At 70.9% G+C, this 18,862-nt stretch carries 16 protein-coding genes; 11 read left to right on the top strand and 5 right to left on the bottom strand.

What is annotated here, in order from left to right:
* Nucleotides 1-32: 32 nt before the first annotated feature.
* From M1D46_RS02065 to M1D46_RS02055, 3 genes are read right to left on the bottom strand one after another with little or no spacing between them, the layout of a single operon-like run.
* Nucleotides 33-1,304: a hypothetical protein gene (locus tag M1D46_RS02065; protein ID WP_456286456.1), complete on the bottom strand. Its 1,272-nt coding sequence runs from the start codon at nucleotides 1,302-1,304 to the stop codon at nucleotides 33-35.
* Between the two features lie 9 nt (nucleotides 1,305-1,313).
* The gene (locus M1D46_RS02060; RefSeq protein WP_456286455.1) at nucleotides 1,314-2,012 is read right to left on the bottom strand and encodes an HAD hydrolase-like protein; all 699 of its coding nucleotides are present in this window, start codon (nucleotides 2,010-2,012) and stop codon (nucleotides 1,314-1,316) included.
* A gap of 44 nt (nucleotides 2,013-2,056) precedes the next feature.
* Entirely contained in the window at nucleotides 2,057-3,289 is a 1,233-nt protein-coding gene (locus M1D46_RS02055) for an ROK family protein (RefSeq protein WP_456286454.1), read from the bottom strand.
* 143 nt (nucleotides 3,290-3,432) lie between these two features.
* On the opposite strand from M1D46_RS02055, the gene M1D46_RS02050 reads away from it, so the two are divergent.
* From M1D46_RS02050 to M1D46_RS02035, 4 genes are read left to right on the top strand one after another with little or no spacing between them, the layout of a single operon-like run.
* Nucleotides 3,433-4,782, top strand: coding sequence for an extracellular solute-binding protein (locus M1D46_RS02050; RefSeq protein WP_456287142.1), 1,350 nt, complete (start codon nucleotides 3,433-3,435; stop codon nucleotides 4,780-4,782).
* Nucleotides 4,775-5,731, top strand: coding sequence for a carbohydrate ABC transporter permease (locus tag M1D46_RS02045; protein ID WP_324013396.1), 957 nt, complete (start codon nucleotides 4,775-4,777; stop codon nucleotides 5,729-5,731). The genes M1D46_RS02050 and M1D46_RS02045 overlap by 8 nt, the downstream gene beginning before the upstream one ends.
* Nucleotides 5,728-6,570: a carbohydrate ABC transporter permease gene (locus M1D46_RS02040; protein WP_324013397.1), complete on the top strand. Its 843-nt coding sequence runs from the start codon at nucleotides 5,728-5,730 to the stop codon at nucleotides 6,568-6,570. The genes M1D46_RS02045 and M1D46_RS02040 overlap by 4 nt, the downstream gene beginning before the upstream one ends.
* A 24-nt stretch (nucleotides 6,571-6,594) precedes the next feature.
* Nucleotides 6,595-9,594, top strand: a complete 3,000-nt coding sequence (locus M1D46_RS02035; RefSeq protein ID WP_456286453.1) for an alpha-mannosidase — start codon at nucleotides 6,595-6,597, stop codon at nucleotides 9,592-9,594.
* A 256-nt stretch (nucleotides 9,595-9,850) separates the two neighbouring features.
* Here M1D46_RS02035 and nucS read toward each other — a convergent pair whose 3' ends face one another.
* Complete coding sequence (nucS, locus tag M1D46_RS02030) at nucleotides 9,851-10,546, bottom strand: endonuclease NucS (RefSeq protein WP_282978287.1); 696 nt, start codon at nucleotides 10,544-10,546, stop codon at nucleotides 9,851-9,853.
* Nucleotides 10,547-10,706: 160 nt separating this feature from the next.
* On the opposite strand from nucS, the gene M1D46_RS02025 reads away from it, so the two are divergent.
* The 6 genes from M1D46_RS02025 to mnhG are packed head-to-tail and all read left to right on the top strand — an operon-like array spanning nucleotide 10,707 to nucleotide 16,974.
* Complete coding sequence (locus tag M1D46_RS02025; protein ID WP_456286452.1) at nucleotides 10,707-13,637, top strand: Na+/H+ antiporter subunit A; 2,931 nt, start codon at nucleotides 10,707-10,709, stop codon at nucleotides 13,635-13,637.
* Complete coding sequence (locus M1D46_RS02020; RefSeq protein ID WP_271172462.1) at nucleotides 13,634-14,194, top strand: Na(+)/H(+) antiporter subunit C; 561 nt, start codon at nucleotides 13,634-13,636, stop codon at nucleotides 14,192-14,194. The genes M1D46_RS02025 and M1D46_RS02020 overlap by 4 nt, the downstream gene beginning before the upstream one ends.
* Nucleotides 14,191-15,747 carry a Na+/H+ antiporter subunit D gene (locus M1D46_RS02015; RefSeq protein ID WP_282978283.1) on the top strand — a complete coding sequence of 519 codons (1,557 nt, stop codon included), beginning with the start codon at nucleotides 14,191-14,193 and terminating at the stop codon, nucleotides 15,745-15,747. Before M1D46_RS02020 ends, M1D46_RS02015 begins: the two co-directional genes overlap by 4 nt.
* On the top strand, nucleotides 15,744-16,334 hold the full coding sequence (locus tag M1D46_RS02010; protein ID WP_282978282.1) for a Na+/H+ antiporter subunit E: 591 nt from the start codon (nucleotides 15,744-15,746) through the stop codon (nucleotides 16,332-16,334). The genes M1D46_RS02015 and M1D46_RS02010 overlap by 4 nt, the downstream gene beginning before the upstream one ends.
* Complete coding sequence (locus M1D46_RS02005; RefSeq protein ID WP_271172459.1) at nucleotides 16,331-16,597, top strand: monovalent cation/H+ antiporter complex subunit F; 267 nt, start codon at nucleotides 16,331-16,333, stop codon at nucleotides 16,595-16,597. The genes M1D46_RS02010 and M1D46_RS02005 overlap by 4 nt, the downstream gene beginning before the upstream one ends.
* Nucleotides 16,594-16,974 carry a monovalent cation/H(+) antiporter subunit G gene (gene mnhG, locus M1D46_RS02000; RefSeq protein WP_271172458.1) on the top strand — a complete coding sequence of 127 codons (381 nt, stop codon included), beginning with the start codon at nucleotides 16,594-16,596 and terminating at the stop codon, nucleotides 16,972-16,974. Before M1D46_RS02005 ends, mnhG begins: the two co-directional genes overlap by 4 nt.
* An 89-nt stretch (nucleotides 16,975-17,063) precedes the next feature.
* Here mnhG and ald read toward each other — a convergent pair whose 3' ends face one another.
* On the bottom strand, nucleotides 17,064-18,161 hold the full coding sequence (gene ald / locus M1D46_RS01995; protein WP_456286451.1) for an alanine dehydrogenase: 1,098 nt from the start codon (nucleotides 18,159-18,161) through the stop codon (nucleotides 17,064-17,066).
* Nucleotides 18,162-18,300: 139 nt separating this feature from the next.
* Between ald and M1D46_RS01990 the strand changes: the two genes are divergently transcribed.
* Nucleotides 18,301-18,810 (top strand): Lrp/AsnC family transcriptional regulator, encoded by a 510-nt coding sequence (locus M1D46_RS01990; protein WP_271172452.1) that lies wholly within the window; start codon nucleotides 18,301-18,303, stop codon nucleotides 18,808-18,810.
* Nucleotides 18,811-18,862: the final 52 nt, after the last annotated feature.

The following is an 18,862-nucleotide window of genomic DNA, read 5'->3' as shown; positions in this document are numbered from 1 at the left end:
GGGCCCTTCCGTCTGCCCGGACGGGCCGGCGGTCAGGCGCTCGCGCGGTCGTGGTCCGCGAGCGCCTTCGCGTCCTCGGCATGGCGGATGGCGCGGCGCGCGTCGTCGAGAGCCTCCACCGGGTCGACGGTCTGCCGCGCCTGGGCGAGTTCCGCGCGGGCGGCGTCGAGCCGCACCCGCGCCTCGAGCGACGCGCCGTGACCCACCGCCGTCTCCGCCCGGGCGAGCGCCGAGCGTGCGGCGGCCAGGGTGCCGGGGAGGGCGCTGCGAGCGCCGAGCAGCCGCTGCTGCGCCGTGCGGGCATCCGCGAGGGCCATGTCGAGACGGTCGCGCAGACGGGCGACGCCCTCGTTCGTCGCGACGGGCCGGCGCTCCGCCTCCGCCCGCAGCCGATCGAGCTCGTCGGCCGCCCGCTCGATCTCGCGCCCGAGGCGCTCGGCATCGGATGGCTCGAGCGCCGCGCGGATGCCCGTGGCCGAGCGGATGGCCGCCGCGGCGGCGTCGAGCTCGCCGCGCACCGCCTGCGCCGCCTGCAGCACGATGCGGTGGCGCTCCTCGAGCGCGCGCGACCGCTGCTCGGCCGTGCGGAGTCGGCGCTCGGCCTCCGCGAGATCGGCCAGAGCTGATCGCGACGGGTCCTGGGCTGCTCGCTCCGCCTCGTCGAGCAGGCGGCGCGCATCCTCGAGCGCCGCTCGGGCGTCGTCCGCCGCGCCCGCGGCGTCGTCCCACTCCGACCGATCCGCGCGTGCCGCGAGGTCGTCGAGGAGCGCCGAGGGGTCGCCCATCCGCTCGGTGACGCCCGCGAGGCGCTCGCGGGCGGACGCCACCTGCTCGGCCGCCGTCACGTGCGAGGCGATCCAGGCGCTGTGCTCGCCGCGTGCAGCCTCGACGGCCTGCAGCGCTCTGTCGAGGCGCGCCGTGAGGGCGCGCGCGGCTCGGCGGACGCGTGCGGGAAGCTCGGTCGACTCGCGCAGCGCGCGGTACTCGCCGAACGCATCGTCGCGCGTGTGCTGCGCGGTCATGCGCGACCGGCGCAGCGTGGGCGGCGGGTCGCCGCCGTACAGGGCTCCCGAGAGCTGCAGCTCGAGCTCGAGCTCGTCCACCGCGTCGTCGAGTGCGACGAGCTTCGTGCCGACGCCGTCCAGGGCGGTCGCCGCCCGTGCACGCGCCCGGCGACCCCGACGGGCGCGCTTGACGATCCACACCGTCAGCACGACGACGAGCGCGGCCCCCGCGAAGACCGCGAGGGCGGGCAGGACCCACGCCAGGACGGTCTCGAGCTCGATGTCGAAGTCGTCGAACACGGCGGCGGGCTAGGCGGCGTCGGACTGCTCGGACTGCTCGGACAGGAGAAGCGGCCGCAGCTGGTCGATGTCGTCGACGACCGCGATCGCGCCCTCCTCCTCGCCCGGGGTGCCGAAGCCCCATCGGACGAAGATGACGGGAAGGCCGTGCTCCGTGGCGCCGTCGACGTCGTGGTGGCGGTCGCCGATGAGCACGGGGTGCGACGTGTCGACCCCCGCCTCCTTCAGCCGCTCGAGCGCCTTCGCGAGCACGGTGGCCTTCGTGTCGAGTGAGTCAGCGTCGGAGGACGCGCCCGTGATCGAGGTGAAGCAGCCGGCGAGCCCGTAGTGCTCGAGGATCGCGATCACCTGATTCTCGGGCTTCGTGCTCGCGGTCGCCTGCGGAACGCCCGCGGCGTTCACGGCATGGATGAGGTCGGCGACGCCGGGGTACAGCGCGACCGACTCGGCGTAGCCCTCGCGTGCGGCGAGCTCGCGGTAGCGCGCGACGGCGTCGACGGCCTCCTCGGGGCTCAGCATGCCGCGCACCTGGAACGACTCGAGCATGGGCGGGCCGATCCAGGCCGACAGCTCGTCGGGGCCGGGCGGGGTCCGGCCGAGGTCGGTGAGGACCTGCGTGATGCGGGGGAGGATCCCGGCGGATGCGTCGGCGACGGTCCCGTCGACGTCCCAGAGGATGCAGGACCAGGGGGAGATCTCGGGCGCCATGCTCCCCACCCTATCCGCGGCCCGTCGCAGCACCGACGAAAACGTCAGGCAGGCGCGGGACGCACGAGAGGCGCAGCGGACGGCGCGAAGGCTGAGCTGAGCACCTGGCACCCGGCCCCGATGGCGGTCGCATCGGAGCCGAGGGACGAGGTCGACACGCGGAGCGCATGCGGCAGGACGTATGCGCGAGAGCCGGCGATGAGCCGCCGGACCTCCGGGAGGACGACAGGCGCGAGGTGGTTCCAGAACGCTCCGCTGAAGACGATGTCGCTGAGGTCGAGGAGGTTCGCGACCGCGACGGCCGCTGTGGCGATGTCGACGGCGATCTGCTCGAGGAGGCGCGCCGCCCGCTCGTCGGAGGCGCCGGCGGCGCAGACGTCGGCGTACGCGGCGGCGATCGCGCCGTGATCGGCGTGGTCCACGTGCGGGATGATCCCTCCGCGCACGGCGTCGCTCACGAGGCGGGCCGGTGCGATGTTCTCTCCGAGGCAGCCGCGGTTCCCGCATGCGCAGACGACGCCCTCGTGCGACACCCGGAGGTGGCCGATGTCTCCCAGATTCGATGTGGCCCCGCGCCGGACGCTGTGGTCCAGTGCGACGCCGAGACCCACGCCTGTGCCGACGTAGAAGACGGCGAAGTCGTCTCGCACGCTGTCCTGGCCGGACCAGAGCTCGCCGATGGTCGCGGCGGTCACATCCTTCTCGAGTGCGACGGGAAGTCCGAGCGCGTCGCCAAGCGCGTCCCTCAGGGGCACCCCGTTCCACCCGGGGAGCAGCGGCGGGTTGTCGACGGTTCCGCGTTCGAGGTCGAGAGGGCCGGGCGCGGCGATTCCGATGCCGAGCAGCCGGGCGCGGTCGATATCGGCCTCGCCGAGGAGCCGCTCTACCGAGAGCCGCATGCTCTCGATGACGTCGGCGGGCGAGAGCACGGGCGGCGTCGGGGTCGCCGCTCGCGCGATCACCGAACCGGCGAGATCCACGACGGTGTACGTGATGAACGACGGATCGAGGTGGATGCCGACCGCGGTGCGCGCCCCGGGAACGAGATGAAGCGAGGTGCGCGGCTTCCCCGGGCCGGTCGCGAGCCGCTCGCCCTCGCGGATGAGCCCGTCGGCGAGGAGGCGCCGGGCGACGTTCGTCACCGTCTGCGACGACAGACCGGTCTGCGCCGCGATCTCGACGCGGCTCACCCCCGTCGGCGCCACGCGGATGACGTCGAGCACGACGGATTGATTGAACTCGCCGATCGACGGCAGGTTCGCGCCGCGTCGCATCATGGGCCGCACCTCCGTCTCCAGTATCGACCTCGCAGGAGGGCATCCCCGCGAGCACCTTGACTTTAGTAAACCAAGACGATTTATTAATTCTCGAAGCGGCCGCGCACCGACGCGTCGGCCGATGCGGACAAGGGAGTCTCATGATGCGCAGGACGACGACGTCGCTGGCACTGCTGGGGGTTGGCGCGCTGCTGCTCTCCGGCTGCGGAGGCGGCGAGGCAGGCGGCGATGCGGACACGATCCGCGTCGCGTACCAGAAGTTCGGGACGTTCACCCAGCTCGACGACCTCCTCCAGGACGTGAAGGCGGACTACGAGGAGGCGCACGAGGGCGTCACGGTCGAGCTCGTGCCGATCGAGGCACAGCAGAACGACTACTTCACGAAGCTCGCTCTCATGAACCAGTCGCCCGCCACGGCGCCGGACGTCATGTACGAGGACACCTTCATGATCAAGTCCGACGTGGACGCCGGCTATCTGGCTCCTCTCGACGACTACGTGGCGGAGTGGGACGACTGGGACCAGTTCTTCGACAACGCGAAGCAGGCGGGGCTCGGCGACGACGGGAAGATCTACGGGATCCCGATGGGAACGGACACGCGCGCACTCTGGTACAGCACCGAGCTGTTCGCGCAGGCCGGGCTGCCGGTCCCGTGGGAGCCCAAGACCTGGCAGGACGTCCTCGACGCAGCGCAGACGATCAAGGAGTCGATCCCCGACGTCATCCCGCTCAACGTGTACGCCGGCAAGCCCCAGGGGGAGGCCGCGGCCATGCAGGGGTTCGAGATGCTCCTCTACGGCACCGACGACACGCTCTACGACACGGAGACCTCGAAGTGGGTGACCGGCTCCCAGGGGTTCGTCGACGCGCTGCAGTTCATCGCTGACGTCTACCAGGGAGAGCTCGGCCCGACGCCGCAGGAGGCGCTCGATACGAACGTGGGGACGAAGGTCGCGGCCGAATGGCTGCCGCAGGGCAAGCTGGCGATCGCGCTCGACGGCTCCTGGCTGAGCGGCACGTGGCTCGAGACCGGAACCGCTCCGTGGCCGGAGTGGAGCGAGGTGATGGGCCAGGCGCCGATGCCCACGCAGAACGGCCAAGAGCCGGGAGCGACGAGCATGTCGGGCGGATGGACTCTCGCCATGGGGTCGGGAACGGACAATCCCGATGCGGCGTGGGACTTCATCGCACTCGCGCTGAACAAGGAGAACTCGCAGACATACGACATCGCGGCGAGCCAGATCGCGGTGCGCTCCGACGTCGCCGACGACCCGGAGTACACCGCAGCGAACGAGTCGTTCGAGTTCTTCTCCTCGCTCGTGGACGTCACGCACTACCGCCCGGCGACGAGCGACTACGCGCAGATCTCGAACGAGATCACCGTGGCCATGGAGGCGGTCATGACGGGGCAGCAGACGCCCGAGGAAGCCGCGGCCGCGTACGACGCGGCGGTCGTCGACATCGTGGGCGAGGAGAACACGCAGGATGGCTGACGTCCTGTCCGAGACCGCTCTCGTCGTCGGCGTGGACCCGCGCCGACGACGGGGCGGTCCCCGCCCGCCGCGCGGGCGGCTCCGTCGCGACGCGGTGCGCGCGCTCCCGCTTCTGCCCGCCGTCGTGCTCCTCGCGGTGTTCCTGCTCGGGCCCGTGATCAGCTCGTTCTACGGGGCCTTCACGAACGCGGCTCTGAGGGGCGCCGCCGCGCGAGACGTCGAGTTCGTCGGATTCCAGAACTACATCGATCTCTTCTCCGATCCGGACTTCCCGCAGTCGGTCGTCCTCACGCTCGTCTTCCTCATCGGCTCGGCGATCATCGGCCAGAACGTTCTCGGGATGATCCTCGCGCTCGCGATGCGCTCGTCGGCCGCCATCGTGCGGGGCGTGGTGGCGACGATCGTGGTCGGCGCCTGGGTGCTCCCCGAGATCGTCGCGTCGTTCGCGGCGTACGCGTTCTTCGCGCAGGACGGGACGCTCAACGCGCTGCTCGGGCTGGTCGGCGTCGAGGGTCCGTCCTGGCTGTACGACGCGCCGATGCTCTCGGTCATCCTCGCAAACATCTGGCGCGGCACCGCGTTCTCGATGCTCGTGTACTCGGCGGCGCTCGCCGAGGTGCCGCCGGAGATCACCGAGTCGGCCGAGGTGGACGGCGCGCGCGGATGGCAGCGCTTCGCCTACATCACGGTGCCGATGATCCGACGGAGCATCTCGACCAACCTCATGCTCACCACCCTGCAGACGCTGTCCGTCTTCACGCTCATCTACGTGATGACCGGGGGCGGCCCCGGCACCTCCTCGTCGACGCTCCCCGTCCTCGCCTACCAGGAGGCGTTCAAGTTCTCCGAGCTCGGCTTCGGGACCGCGATCGCGACCATCCTGCTCGTCGTCGGAGGCATCTTCTCGATCGTGTACATCCGTGCTCTGCGACCGGAGGCAGACCGATGACGCTCGCACTGACGTCGCCGCGAGGACGCGGGCTGCGCCTCACGGCCAACCTCATCCTGGTCGTGATCGGCGTCGCCTTCCTCCTCCCGATGGGGTGGCTCCTGCTCGCCTCGTTCGACCGGTCCGCCACGCTGTCGGTCGCGATCCCTGCGGAATGGACGCTCGAGAACTTCACGGCGGTCCTCACGCCCGAGCTCGCCTTCCGACCGCTGCTGAACAGCGTCATCCTGTCGGGAGGATGCGCGATCATCACCGTGATCGTCGCCGTCCTCGCGGCTTATCCGCTCTCGAGGTACCGGCTGCGCATCAACCAGCCGTTCCTCTACGGCGTGCTCTTCGGCACCTGTCTGCCGATCACCGCGATGATGGTGCCCGTCTACATGCTGTTCGTGTGGTTCAACCTCATCGACTCCGTCCTCGGAACGGTCCTGTTCCTCGCGGCGACGTCCCTCCCGATGGCGATCTGGATGACAAAGAACTTCATGGACTCCGTGCCGATCTCGCTCGAGGAGGCCGCGTGGGTCGATGGCGCATCGATGCTGACCACCCTCACGCGCGTCGTCATGCCGCTCATGCGCTCGGGCATCGGAGTCGTCTTCATCTTCGTGTTCATGCAGGCCTGGGGGAACTTCTTCGTCCCGTTCGTGCTGCTGCTGAGCCCAGACCGCCAGCCGGCCGCCGTGAGCATCTTCGCCTTCTTCGGGCAGTACGGCGCGGTCGCCTACGGGCAGCTCGCGGCGTTCTCCCTCATCTACTCGCTCCCCGTCCTCGCGCTGTACGTCCTCGTCACACGGCTCTCGGGCGGATCATTCGCTCTCGCCGGCGCGGTCAAGGGCTGACCCACACTTCGGAAAGGAACCCCCATGCACGATGACTCCGCCCTGATCGCGAGCCGCATCGCCCGCACCTACCGCGATCGCATCGCCCCGGCCATCCGCGCCGAGCAGGCGCCGATCGAGGTCGATGCGTGGGAGGCGCCGGACGAGCCGGTGCCGTTCGCTGCTGTGCCGCGCGACGGCTTCAGGCCGATCGCATCGGGCGACGCATGGGGGCGCCCGTGGGGCACCACCTGGTTCCGCGTGCGCGCGGAGGTGCCGAGCGGATGGCGCGAGCGCGCGCAGGCGGGGACGCACGACATCGAGCTCGTCGTGGATCTCGGGTTCATCGCGGGGCAACCCGGCTTCCAGTGCGAGGGCCTCGTCTACACGCCCGAGGGGAGTGTGCTCAAGGGACTCGAGCCGCGCAACGACTGGGTCGCCGTCGATGCGGCAGCCGCGCAGGTCGACGTGCTCATCGAGGCGGCCTCGAACCCCGACGTGGGGTCGGACTGGGAGTTCCGCCCGACGGCGCTCGGCGACAAGGCGACGGCGGGGAGCGACCCGCTGTACCGCTTCGGGGGCGTGCGCCTCGTGCTGCGCGATCGCGAGGTCGCGGCGCTCGAGCGGGACTGGTCGACACTCGAGGGCCTCCTCGCCGTGCTTCCCGAGCGGTCGACGCGGCGCGCGGGCCTGCTCCGCGCCCTCGAGCGGGCCTCCGACGCCCTCGACCCGGACGACGTCCCGGGGACCGCGGCGCTCGCGAGGGAGGCGCTCGCGCCCGCGCTCGCCGCGGCATCCCCCGCCTCGACGCACCGGGTCGCGGCGGTCGGCCATGCGCACATCGACTCGGCCTGGCTCTGGCCCGTGCGCGAGACCATCCGCAAGTGCGCGAGGACGTTCTCGAACGTCCTCGACCTCATGGACCGCTACCCCGACTTCGTGTTCGCGGCGTCGTCGGCGCAGCAGTACGCGTGGATGAAGGAGCACTATCCCGAGCTCTTCGCGCGCATCCGCGAGCGCGTCGCCGAGGGGAGGTGGGCGCCGGTGGGCGGCATGTGGGTCGAATCCGACACGAACATGCCGGGCGGCGAGGCGCTCGCTCGCCAGTTCGTCGCGGGCAAGGGGTTCTTCCTGCGCGAGCTGGGGGTCGAGACGACCGAGGTGTGGCTGCCGGACTCCTTCGGATACTCCGGTGCGCTGCCGCAGATCGTCGCGGCATCGGGATCGGAGAACTTCCTCACCCAGAAGATCTCGTGGAACGAGACGAACGTCATGCCGCATCACACCTTCCTGTGGGAGGGCGTCGACGGCACCCGCGTGTTCACGCACTTCCCTCCTGTCGACACGTACAACTCCGACCTCGGCGCGGTAGACCTCGCGCGCGCCGAGCGCCAGAACGCCGAGCGCGGGATCAGCGATCTGTCGCTCGTGCCGTTCGGCTACGGCGACGGCGGGGGAGGGCCCACGCGCGAGATGATCGAGACCGGCCTCCGCAAGCGCGACCTCGAGGGGTCGCCTCGCGTCGACTTCCTGCGCCCCGACGCCTTCTTCGCGCAGGCCCGCGCGGGCCATCCGTCGCCGGCGACCTGGTCGGGCGAGCTCTACCTCGAGTTCCACCGCGGCACGTACACGTCGCAGGCGCGCACGAAGGCGGGCAACCGGCGCAGCGAGCACCTCCTGCGCGAGGCCGAGCTGTGGGCGACCGTCGCGACCGTGCGGCACGGGGCGCCGTATCCGACCGATGCCCTTCGCCGCGCATGGGAGACCGTGCTCCTGCAGCAGTTCCACGACATCCTGCCCGGCTCGTCGATCGCCTGGGTGCACCAGCAGGCCGAGGAGAACTACGCGCGCGTGGCCGACGACCTCGAGGCGCTCATCGCCGACGCGCTCGACGTGCTCGCGGGCGACGGCGACGAGGAGGTCGTGTTCAACGCGGCGCCCATCGCGCTCCACGGGGCGCCGGCGCTCGCCGCAGCGCCGACACGAGCGGATGGCGCGGGCTCATCCGTGCGCGAGGCCGACGGCGGGTACGTGCTCGAGTCGGACGCCCTCCGGGTCGTGATCGACGCCGACGGCGAGATCGTGTCGTTCGTCGACCGCCGAGCCGGTCGCGAGGTCGTGCCGCCCGAGGGGCGCGGCAACGTGCTGCAGCTGTTCCGCGACACCCCGAACCAGTGGGACGCGTGGGACATCGACCACCACTTCAACCGCACCCCGCTCGCGCCCGCCCGCACCGCGGCCATCCGGATCGAGGGGAACGCGGTCGTCGTCGAGCGCGAGGTGGGGAGGTCCTCCGTCGTGCAGCGCCTGCGGATCGCCCCGCACGGCGCCGCGCTCGACATCGAGACGACGGTCGACTGGCACGAGCGGCAGAAGCTCCTCAAGCTCGCGTTCGACGTCGACGTGCTGGCCGACACGGCGGCGTCGGAGATCCAGTTCGGACACATCCGCCGCCCGATCCACGCCAACACGTCGTGGGATGCCGCGCGGTTCGAGACCGTGGCGCATCGATGGCTGCACGTGGACGAGCCCGGCTTCGGCGTCACCGTCGCGAACGACCGCGTGTACGGCCACGACGTGACGCGCCGCACGCGCGCCGGCGGGGGCGGCGCGACGCGCGTGCGGGAGTCGCTGCTGCGGGCGCCGGTGTTCCCCGACCCCGAGGCCGACCAGGGCGTGCACGTCTTCCGCCATGCGGTGTCGACCGGCGGGGTCCTCGACGCGGCGGCAGAGGGCTACCGGCTCAACCTGCCACCGCGCATCCGGCGCGGTCGCCCCGTCGAGCCGATCGTGAGGATCGACGGAGCGCCCTCGATCCTCGTCGAGGCGGTCAAGCTCGCGGAGGACGGGTCTGGGGACGTCGTCGTGCGCCTGTACGAAGCCCGCGGGGCGCGTGCCTCGGGCCGGCTCGTGCCGGGGTTCGCGGTCGCCGAGGCGCGGCGGACGGACCTCCTCGAGCGCGCGCTGGAGCCCGGGTCGGGCGATCCACTTGCTCTGGAGCTGCGGCCGTTCGAGCTCGTGACCCTGCGCCTGCGCCGGGCCTAGGGGCTGGTCCGTCTCGCCGGGCGGACTGCGGCCGTCGTTGTTCAGGTCGCAGTTGGCGTCTGTATTGGCCGGTTTGGGGCCGGAAAGTGCGACCTGGGCGGGGAGGGGGTTGTTCAGGTCGCAGTCGGCGTCGGTGTTGGCCGGTTTGGGGCCGGGAAGTGCGACCTGGGCGGGAGAGGGGGTTGTTCAGGTCGCAGTTGGCGTCTGTATTGGCCGGTTTGGGGCCGCGAAGTGCGACCTGGGCGGGGGAGCGGCTTCAGAACAGTCGGGGGACGCCCGACTCGATGCCTTTCATCTCCTCGTAGTCGAGGGTCAGGCAGCGGATGCCGCGGTCCTCGGCGAGCACGCGGGCCTGCGGCTTGATCTCCTGGGCAGCGAACACCCCCTGCACGGGTGCGAGATGGGGGTCGCGGCCGAGAAGCTCGAGGTACCGCGTGAGCTGCTCGACGCCGTCGATGTCGCCGCGGCGCTTCACCTCGACCGCGATCGCGACGCCGGCCGAGTCGCGCACGAGGAGGTCCACGGGCCCGATCGCGGTCGGGTACTCCCGGCGCACGAGGGTCGCGCCGGTCGCGATGAGATCGACCTGCTCGGCGAGCAGGCGCTGCAGGTCGGCCTCGACGCCGTCCTTGATGAGGCCGGGGTCGACGCCGAGGTCGTGCTGCGTGTCGCTCAGCACCTCGTGGATGCGCACCGTCAGGGCGTCGCCGGTCTTCTTGTGCGTGACCTTCCACACCTGCACGACCCCGGCCGAGGCGAGCTCCTCATCCGGCTCGACGACGTCGAGACGGCAGGGCGGGCTCATCCAGTTGAGCGGCTTGTACGAGCCGCCGTCCGAGTGCACGAGCAGGCTCCCATCGCCCTTGTGCATGAGCACGCGCGTGGCGAGCGGCAGATGCGCATTGAGTCGACCGGTGTAGTCGACGGAGCAGCGGGCGATGACGAGACGCACCGCACGAGCCTAACCGTCGAGAGGGGCTCTGGAGCGCCTCAAGATGCATGCCGCAGAGGGCATTTCCCAGGTTTTCGGCAGGATCACGCGGATCGGCACCTAGAATGGAGGGAAACCCCGCACCTGACCCGCCGCGCGCGACGAGCCAGAGGAGATGCCTATGCTCGTGCTCCTGGCGATGTTCGCGGGCGGAGCGCTTCTGCTTCCGGTTCTGGCGAAGTGGCTCGGAGCGCGGGTCTTCTGGGTCGCGGCCCTCTTCCCCCTCGCGGCGCTCGTGCATGCGGTGGTCGTCTCGCCCCGTGTGATCGACGGCCCCATTCCGTTCGAGTCATACACCTGGATCGGGCCGCTCGACGTCGCGCTCTCGATGCGGATGGACACGCTGAGCTGGGTCATGACCCTGGTCGTGACCGGCGTGGGCGCGCTCGTCATGCTCTACTGCCGCGTGTACTTCCGCGGCAAGACGTCGGGTCTGGGCCGCTTCTCGGCGGTGCTCCTCGCCTTCGCGGGGGCGATGTACGGGCTCGTGCTGACCGACGACGCCGTCATGCTCGTCATGTTCTGGGAGATGACGAGCATCCTCTCGTACCTCCTCATCGGGCACTATCACACACGTGCCGCGAGCCGCCGTGCTGCCCTGCAGGCACTCCTCGTGACGACGCTCGGCGGCCTCGTCATGTTCGTCGGCGTCGTGATCCTCGTCGTGGTCGCGGGCACCACGAGCCTGTCGGGCATCCTCGAGCTCGCGCCGACCGGCCCGCTCGTCGATGTGGCGCTCGTGCTCCTGCTCGTGGGCGCCGTCAGCAAGTCGGCGCTGTTCCCCCTGCATTTCTGGCTTCCCGGTGCGATGGCCGCGCCGACTCCGGTCAGCGCCTACCTCCACGCCGCCGCCATGGTGAAGGCGGGCATCTACCTGCTCGCCCGGTTCGCCCCCGCCTTCGCCGAGAGCGATCCGTGGCGCCCCGTGGTCGTCACGCTCGGCGTCGTGACGATGATCCTCGCTGGCGTCCAGGCGCTGCGCGAGACCGACCTCAAGCGCATCCTCGCGTTCGGCACCGTGAGCCAGCTCGGGTTCATCTCGACGGTGATCGGCTTCGGCGCGCGAGACACCGCGCTCGCGGGCGTCGCGCTCCTCCTCTCGCACGCGCTGTTCAAGTCGGCCCTCTTCCTCGTCGTCGGCGTGATCGACCGTCAGCTCTCGACGCGCGACATTGACGAGCTGAGCGGTGTCGGCCGTCAGGCGCCGACGATGGCCGCCCTCTCGATGGTCGCCGTCGCGACGATGGCCGGCCTGCCGCCGACCCTCGGGTTCGTGGCGAAGGAGGCCGCCTTCACGGCGCTCCTCGACGAGGCGCTTGCGGGCGACGTCTGGGGCCTCATCGCCCTCGTCGGCGTCGTCCTCGGATCGGCGCTCACGCTCGCGTACGGCATCCGCTTCGTCTGGGGCGCGTTCTGGACGAAGCGCGACGCGAGCGGCGCGCAGCGGGAGCAGACGCACTGGCCCGATCCGCCGCTCGGGTTCCTCACGTCCCCGCTCATCCTCGCGTCCCTCGCGCTCGCGGGCGGGCTCGTCGCGCCGCTCCTCGACGACGTCCTGTCGGGCTACGCCGACACCGCCCTGGGCGACGGGCACTACCACCTCGCGCTCTGGCACGGTCTCGAGCCCGCGCTCCTGCTGTCGCTGCTGACGATCGTCGCGGGCGCCGGCGTCTTCTGGGTCGCGCGCCGCACCGGCTGGGATGCATCGGGCCGCGTCCTGCGCATCCAGGCGGCCGACGTCTACTACGCGACGACCCGCACGGTCGACCGCCTGTCGGTCGCGGTGACCTCGCTCACGCAGCGCGGGTCGCTGCCCCTGTACGTCGGGACGATCTTCGTCGTGTTCGTCGCCGCGGAGGGGACCGTGCTCCTCGCCGGCCACGAGTGGCGCGTCGCGCTCGACGCGTGGCAGCACCCCGTGCAGCTCGCCGCCGCACCGCTCATGATCGCCGCGGGCATCCTCGCGGTGCGCGCGCGGAAGCGCTACACGGGCGTCGTGCTCGTCTCGGTCACGGGGCTCGGGATGGTCGTGCTCTTCGCGGTCGAGGGAGCCCCCGACCTCGCGCTCACGCAGGTGCTCGTCGAGGCGATCACCCTCATCGCCTTCGCGCTCGTGCTGCGCCGACTGCCGTCTCGGCTCGGAAGCCACAACGACTCGGTGGCCCCCGTGGCGCGCGCCGTCCTCGCGATCGCGGTCGGCATCACGATGGCGGTCGTGGCCGTCCTCGCCTCGAGTGCGCGCATCCACGAGCCGATCTCGACGGCGTGGGGCGAGATGGCCTACGAGATCGGCCACGGCCGGAACATCGTGAACGTCGCCCTCGTCGACCTGCGCGGGTGGGACACGATGGGCGAGCTCTCGGTGCTCGTCCTCGCGGCGACCGGCGTCGCGTCGCTCGTGTTCGTCACGCACCGCTCCGACACGCTGCGCTCGACGACCCGGAAGCTCCCGCGGGCCGCGCGCAAGGCGGGCCGCACACGCCCGCTCGTGGAGACGACGGATGGGATCCGCACCGAGACGAGCGCCAACCGCGACCGGCCGCGCGCGTGGCTCGTCGGCGGACAGCGGATGAGCCGCGAGGCGCGCTCGATCCTGCTCGAGGTGATCGTGCGCATCCTCTTCCACACGATCATCGTCGTGTCGCTCTATCTGCTCTTCGCCGGCCACAACCTGCCCGGCGGCGGATTCGCGGGCGGGCTCGTCGCCGGCATGGCGCTCGTCATGCGGTACATCGCCGGCGGGCGATACGAGCTCGGTGTCGCGGCGCCGGGCGACGCCGGCCAGCTGCTGGGCATCGGGATGGTGCTCGCGGTGGGGACCGCGGTCGTGCCGCTGCTGTTCGGGCTCGACCCGCTCACGCGCGGGGTCTGGGAGGCCGATCTGCCGCTCGTCGGCCACGTCGAGTTCGTCACGTCGACGATCTTCGACATCGGCGTCTACCTCGTCGTCATCGGGCTCGTGCTCGACGTCCTGAGGAGTCTCGGCGCCGAGGTGGACCGCCAGCTGCGCACCGAGAAGGATGCCCAGGAGCAGACGGCGGTGACCCGATGACCACCTCGTTCACGCTCATCGCGATCATGGCCGGCCTGTACGCAGCGGGTGTCTACGCGATGCTCGAGCGGAGCCTCACGCGCGTGCTCATCGGCTTCCTGCTCCTCGGCAACGCGACGAACCTCCTGCTGCTGACCGTCATGGGGTACCCCGGGGTCTCGCCGTTCTACGGCGACGACGGGCCGCAGAGCGATCCCCTCCCGCAGGCCCTCATGCTCACGGCGATCGTCATCACCTTCGCCGTGAGCGCATTCCTCCTCGCGCTCATCTACCGGTCGTGGCAGCTCGGCCGGGCCGACACGGTCGAGGACGACGAGGAGGACCTGTCGCTGCGCGAGCGCGCGATCCAGACGGAGGACGTGCTCGAGGTCGAGGAGGAGGATGCGGAGACCGGCGACGAGTCGGTCACCGACTTCGTCGGGGTCGCCGCGTCGCCCATCACGCTCCTGCACGCGGCGGATGCCCCGGGCCTGCAGGATGACGCCCCCGTCGACATACCGGATTCGGAATACAGACGCCGCGCCGATCAGGACGACCGAGGGGAGGAGAGCCCGTGAGCAACCTCGTGCCGCTCCTCGTCGCCATCCCGCTCCTCGGGGCGGCCCTGACCCTCATCTTCGGCCGCCGGCGCCGCCTCCAGGTGACGCTGTCGATCCTCACGCTGAGCGTGACGTTCGTGCTCGCGGTCGTGCTCCTCATCGCGGTCGACCTCGGCACGCCGCTCGCGGTGTCGGTCGCCGGATGGCCGCTGCCGTTCGGCATCGTCCTGTACGTCGACCGGCTCGCGGCCCTTCTCGTCGCCGTGTCGAGCGTCGTGCTCCTCGCCGTCCTCCTCTTCTCGGTCGGCCAGGGCGCGGCGGACGGCGACGACGAGACCCCCGTCTCGATCTTCCACCCGTCGTATCTCATCCTCGCGGCGGGCATCTTCAACGCCTTCATCGCGGGAGACCTCTTCAACCTCTACGTGGGGTTCGAGATCCTGCTCGTCGCGTCGTACGTGCTCATCACGCTCGGCGGCACGAAGGCGCGGATCCGCTCGGGCGTCGTCTACATCGTCGTCTCGCTCGTGTCGTCGATCCTCTTCCTGTCGTCGATCGCCGTGATCTACGGCGCGCTCGGCACCGTGAACATGGCGCAGATCGCCGAGCGGATGGTCGAGCTCCCCGCCGACGTGCAGCTCGTCATCCACGTGCTGCTCGTGCTCGCGTTCGCGATCAAGGCGGCCGTCTTCCCGCTGTCGTTCTGGCTGCCCGACTCGTACCCGACCGCGCCCGCGCCGGTCACGGCCGTCTTCGCGGGCCTCCTCACCAAGGTGGGCGTGTACGCGCTCATCCGCACCGAGACCCAGCTCTTCCACGACTCCGACATCAACGCGCTGCTGCTCGTCGTCGCCCTCGCGACGATGCTCGTCGGCATCCTCGGCGCCGTGGCGCAGGCTGAGCTCAAGCGCATCCTCTCGTTCACGCTCGTGAGCCACGTCGGCTACATGATCTTCGGGCTCGCGATCGCGACCGAGGAGGCCGTCGGGGCGACGATCTACTACATGGTCCACCACATCGTGGTGCAGACGACCCTCTTCCTCGCGGTCGGCCTCATCGAGCGCCGCGCGGGGTCGACGTCGATCCTCAAGGTCAAGGGCCTCTTCGCGGCGGCGCCGCTGCTCGCGGCGCTGTACTTCATCCCCGCGCTCAACCTCGGCGGCCTGCCGCCGTTCTCGGGCTTCATCGGCAAGTTCGCCCTCTTCGAGGCGGCCGCTCGTGTCGGCACCCCGCTCATGTACGTCGTCATCGCGGGCGGCATCATCACGTCGCTGCTCACGCTGTACGCCCTCATGCGCGCGTGGAACCTCGCGTTCTGGCGCGAGGAGGAGGACTCGACCGAGACCGAGGCCCGCATCTCGCACCTCTCCGACGCCCCCGCGGCGGGTGTGCAGACCGAGCGCCGGGTCATCCCGCGGATCATGACGACCGCGACGGTCGGGATGGTCGCGGTCACGGTGGGCCTGACCGTCTTCGCGGGCCCGCTCTACGATGTCTGCGAGCGGATCGGCCAGTCGCTGCTCGAGCCGATCTCGCTCGTCCAGCTCGAGGACGTGGAGGGCGGAGCATGAGCCCGGCAGCTCCCCGCACCCTGCTCAGCCGGGTCTGGCGGCAGCTTCCGTTCTTCGTCTGGCTCGTCGTGCTCTGGATGCTGCTCTGGGGCCAGTTCACGGTGCTCGCCGCGGTCACGGGACTCGTCATCGCGCTGTTCGTGACGACCGTGTTCCGCCTGCCGACGGCCGAGCTCTCGGGACGCGTCAACATCTGGTTCGGCGTGGTCTTCGTCGTCGTCTTCCTCGCATCGCTCGTCCGCGGTGCGCTCACCGTGGCGTGGCAGACCCTGACGCCCGGGCAGCCCGGCGCCGCGATCATCCGCGTCCCGCTGCGCATCGACGACGACCTCGTGATGACCCACACCGCGGTCGCGACGTCGCTCATCCCGGGATCGCTCGTCGTCGAGGCCGATCGCGAGAACCGCGTGCTATACCTGCACGTGATCGGCGTCCGCTCGGCGGCGGATGTCGAGAGCCAGCGTGCGTCCGCCCTCCGCTGGGAGGCGCGCGCCGTGCGCGCGGTCGGCTCGCGCGAGGATGTCGCGCTCATCCGGGACGGCGCACCTGCCGTCGAGGACCGCATCGCGCAGGGAGGCGCCCGATGAACCCGCTCGTCATCGCCATCCTCGCGGTCTTCGCGATCGCTGCCGCGCTCACGATCGTGCGGATGGTCGTGGGCCCGTCGATCCTGGATCGCGCGGTCGCGAGCGACGTGCTGCTGAGCATGGTGCTGTGCGTTCTCGGCGCGGAAGCGGTCATCAACCAGCACACGCGCACGCTGCCGATCATGCTCATCATCGCCGCGATCGGCGTCTTCGGCTCGATCGCGGTGGCCCGCTTCGTCGCGCGGAAGGAGCAGGACCGATGAGCGGCGACGAGATCCTCGACACCACGGCCCTCGTTCTCGTCCTGGTGGGGGCGCTGCTGTGCCTCACGGCCGCGATCGGCCTCCTGCGCTTCCGCGACGTGCCGTCGCGCCTTCACGCCGCGACGAAGCCCCAGGTGCTGGGCCTCCTCCTCATCGCGATCGCGGCCGCGCTGTCGCTGCGGTCGTGGGCGGCCGTGGCGATGCTCGTGCCGATCGTCGTCATCCAGATGGCGACCGCGCCGCTCTCGGCGCACATGGTCGGCCGCCAGGCGTACCGGAACAGGACGATCGACGAGGAGAGCCTCTTCGTCGACGAGCTCGCCGCCGACGCCGGTTCGAGCGACGAGCTCGCGAGCCCGCCCCATCCGCGAGACTAGCGCTCGTCGTCGAGGCTAGTGCTCCGTGCGCCGGTCTCGACGCCCGGGGCTAGTCTCGATGGAACCGGCCTCGGGAAGACGGCCGGGGGTCAGCTGGCGAGTGCGTAGCCGAAGGCCGAGGCGACGCCCGCGTTCGTCACGGAGCCGCCGAACACGTTGAGCCCCTTCGCGAGAGCGGGGTCGGCCTGCGCGGCCGCGTGCCAGCCGCGGTCGGCGATGGCGGCGATGTAGGGCAGCGTCGCGTTCGTCAGGGCACGCGTCGACGTCTCGGGCACGGCGCCGGGCATGTTCGCGACGCAGTAGAAGAGGCTGTCGTGCACGGGGAACGTCGGGTCGTCGTGCGTCGTCGCGTGCGAGCCCTCGAAGCATCCGCCCTGGTCGATCGCGATGTCGACGAGCAGCGATCCGGGCTTCATCGCGGCGACCATCTCGTCGGTGACGAGCTTGGGGGCCGCTGCCCCGGGGATGAGCACCGATCCGATCACGAGGTCGGCGCGCTCGAGCGCCTCCCCGATCGCGTACCGCGTCGAATGCCGCGTCTGCAGGGCTCCGCCGTAGCGGTGCTCGAGCTCGCGCAGGCGCGGCAGGCTCACGTCGATGACGGTGACCTGCGCGCCGAGGCCGAGCGCACTCGCCGCGGCATGCTCGCCCGCGACACCGCCGCCGATGACGACGACCTCGGCCCGCGGGGCGCCGGCGATGCCGCCGAGCAGCATCCCCCGGCCACCCTGCGGCCGGGTGAGGTGATAGGCGCCGACGGCGATCGAGAGGCGTCCGGCGACCTCGCTCATGGGCGTGAGGAGCGGGAGCGACCGGTCGGCGAGCTGCACCGTCTCATACGCGACGGCCGTCGTGCCGGCCGCCATGAGCGCGTCGGTCAGCGGCTGGTCGGCGGCGAGGTGGAGGTAGGCGAAAAGGGTCAGGTCGTCGCGCAGGTAGCCGTACTCCGAGGCGATCGGCTCCTTGACCTTGACGAGCAGCTCGGCGTCGCCCCACACCGTCTCCGCGTCCGAGACGATGCGGGCGCCCGCGGAGCGGTAGTCGTCATCGGAGAAGTGCGATCCGGCCCCCGCGCCCGCCTGCACGAGCACCTCGTGACCGCGATGGACGAGGGCGTCGGCGCCCGCCGGCGTGAGGGCCACGCGGTTCTCGTTGTTCTTGATCTCGGTGGGGATTCCGATGCGCATGGTGGGGCTCCTGGTCTCCGTCGACGGCGCGCGCGGCCTCGTGAGCCGCTCTCCTTCGATGCTCGCAGGATCATCGCCCGAGGTCATCCGGTCCCGAAGATCCTTCGGAAAGAGAGCGGATGTCACTACGCTTTCGTTCATGGATGGCCCCGGACGCGACCCGCGATCGAAGGATGTTCGAACCGAGCGGCTCGACGACCTCGATGCCCGCATCCTCGCCATCCTCGAGCGCGAGGGGCGGATCACGAACGCCGACCTCGCGGCGGCTCTCGACATCGCGCCCTCGACCGCTCACGCCCGCATGCGCTCGCTCGTCGAGCGCGGCGTCATCACCGGCTTCCACGCCAGCGTCGACCAGGAGCGCCTCGGCCGCGGCCTGCAGGCGATGGTCGGCGTCACGCTGCGCCCCGGGTCGCGGCACGACAGCATCGTCGCGTTCGCCGACGAGGTGCGGCGCCTGCCGCAGGTCGTGCAGCTGTTCTTCATCGGCGGCGCCGACGACTTCCTCGTCCACATCGCGGTCGAGCGCGCATCGGACGTCCGGCAGTTCGTCGTCGACCATCTCTCCGCGCAGCCGTCGGTCGCGACCACGCGCACGAGCATCATCTTCGAGTACCACCGCAACGCCGTGGCAGCGCCGTTCCGCTGACCCGCGCGGACGGCCATCCTGTTGCACTCTGTGTCGCCTGGTTGGCGGGTCG

The sequence above is a fragment of the Microbacterium sp. JZ70 genome, from assembly GCF_053903225.1.
Note: the sequence above shows the minus strand (reverse complement) of the source record. Positions and strands in the feature narration are given on the sequence as shown.

Excerpts from the sequence above, each read along its gene's own strand:
- M1D46_RS02060 (WP_456286455.1), bottom strand. The coding sequence starts at position 2,012 with ATGGCGCCCGAGATCTCCCCCTGGTCCTGCATCCTCTGGGACGTCGAC.
- M1D46_RS02055 (WP_456286454.1), bottom strand. The coding sequence starts at position 3,289 with ATGATGCGACGCGGCGCGAACCTGCCGTCGATCGGCGAGTTCAATCAA.
- M1D46_RS02050 (WP_456287142.1), top strand. The coding sequence starts at position 3,433 with ATGCGCAGGACGACGACGTCGCTGGCACTGCTGGGGGTTGGCGCGCTG.
- M1D46_RS02045 (WP_324013396.1), top strand. The coding sequence starts at position 4,775 with ATGGCTGACGTCCTGTCCGAGACCGCTCTCGTCGTCGGCGTGGACCCG.
- M1D46_RS02040 (WP_324013397.1), top strand. The coding sequence starts at position 5,728 with ATGACGCTCGCACTGACGTCGCCGCGAGGACGCGGGCTGCGCCTCACG.
- M1D46_RS02035 (WP_456286453.1), top strand. The coding sequence starts at position 6,595 with ATGCACGATGACTCCGCCCTGATCGCGAGCCGCATCGCCCGCACCTAC.
- M1D46_RS02025 (WP_456286452.1), top strand. The coding sequence starts at position 10,707 with ATGCTCGTGCTCCTGGCGATGTTCGCGGGCGGAGCGCTTCTGCTTCCG.
- M1D46_RS02020 (WP_271172462.1), top strand. The coding sequence starts at position 13,634 with ATGACCACCTCGTTCACGCTCATCGCGATCATGGCCGGCCTGTACGCA.
- M1D46_RS02010 (WP_282978282.1), top strand. The coding sequence starts at position 15,744 with ATGAGCCCGGCAGCTCCCCGCACCCTGCTCAGCCGGGTCTGGCGGCAG.
- M1D46_RS02005 (WP_271172459.1), top strand. The coding sequence starts at position 16,331 with ATGAACCCGCTCGTCATCGCCATCCTCGCGGTCTTCGCGATCGCTGCC.
- mnhG (WP_271172458.1), top strand. The coding sequence starts at position 16,594 with ATGAGCGGCGACGAGATCCTCGACACCACGGCCCTCGTTCTCGTCCTG.
- ald (WP_456286451.1), bottom strand. The coding sequence starts at position 18,161 with ATGCGCATCGGAATCCCCACCGAGATCAAGAACAACGAGAACCGCGTG.
- M1D46_RS01990 (WP_271172452.1), top strand. The coding sequence starts at position 18,301 with ATGGATGGCCCCGGACGCGACCCGCGATCGAAGGATGTTCGAACCGAG.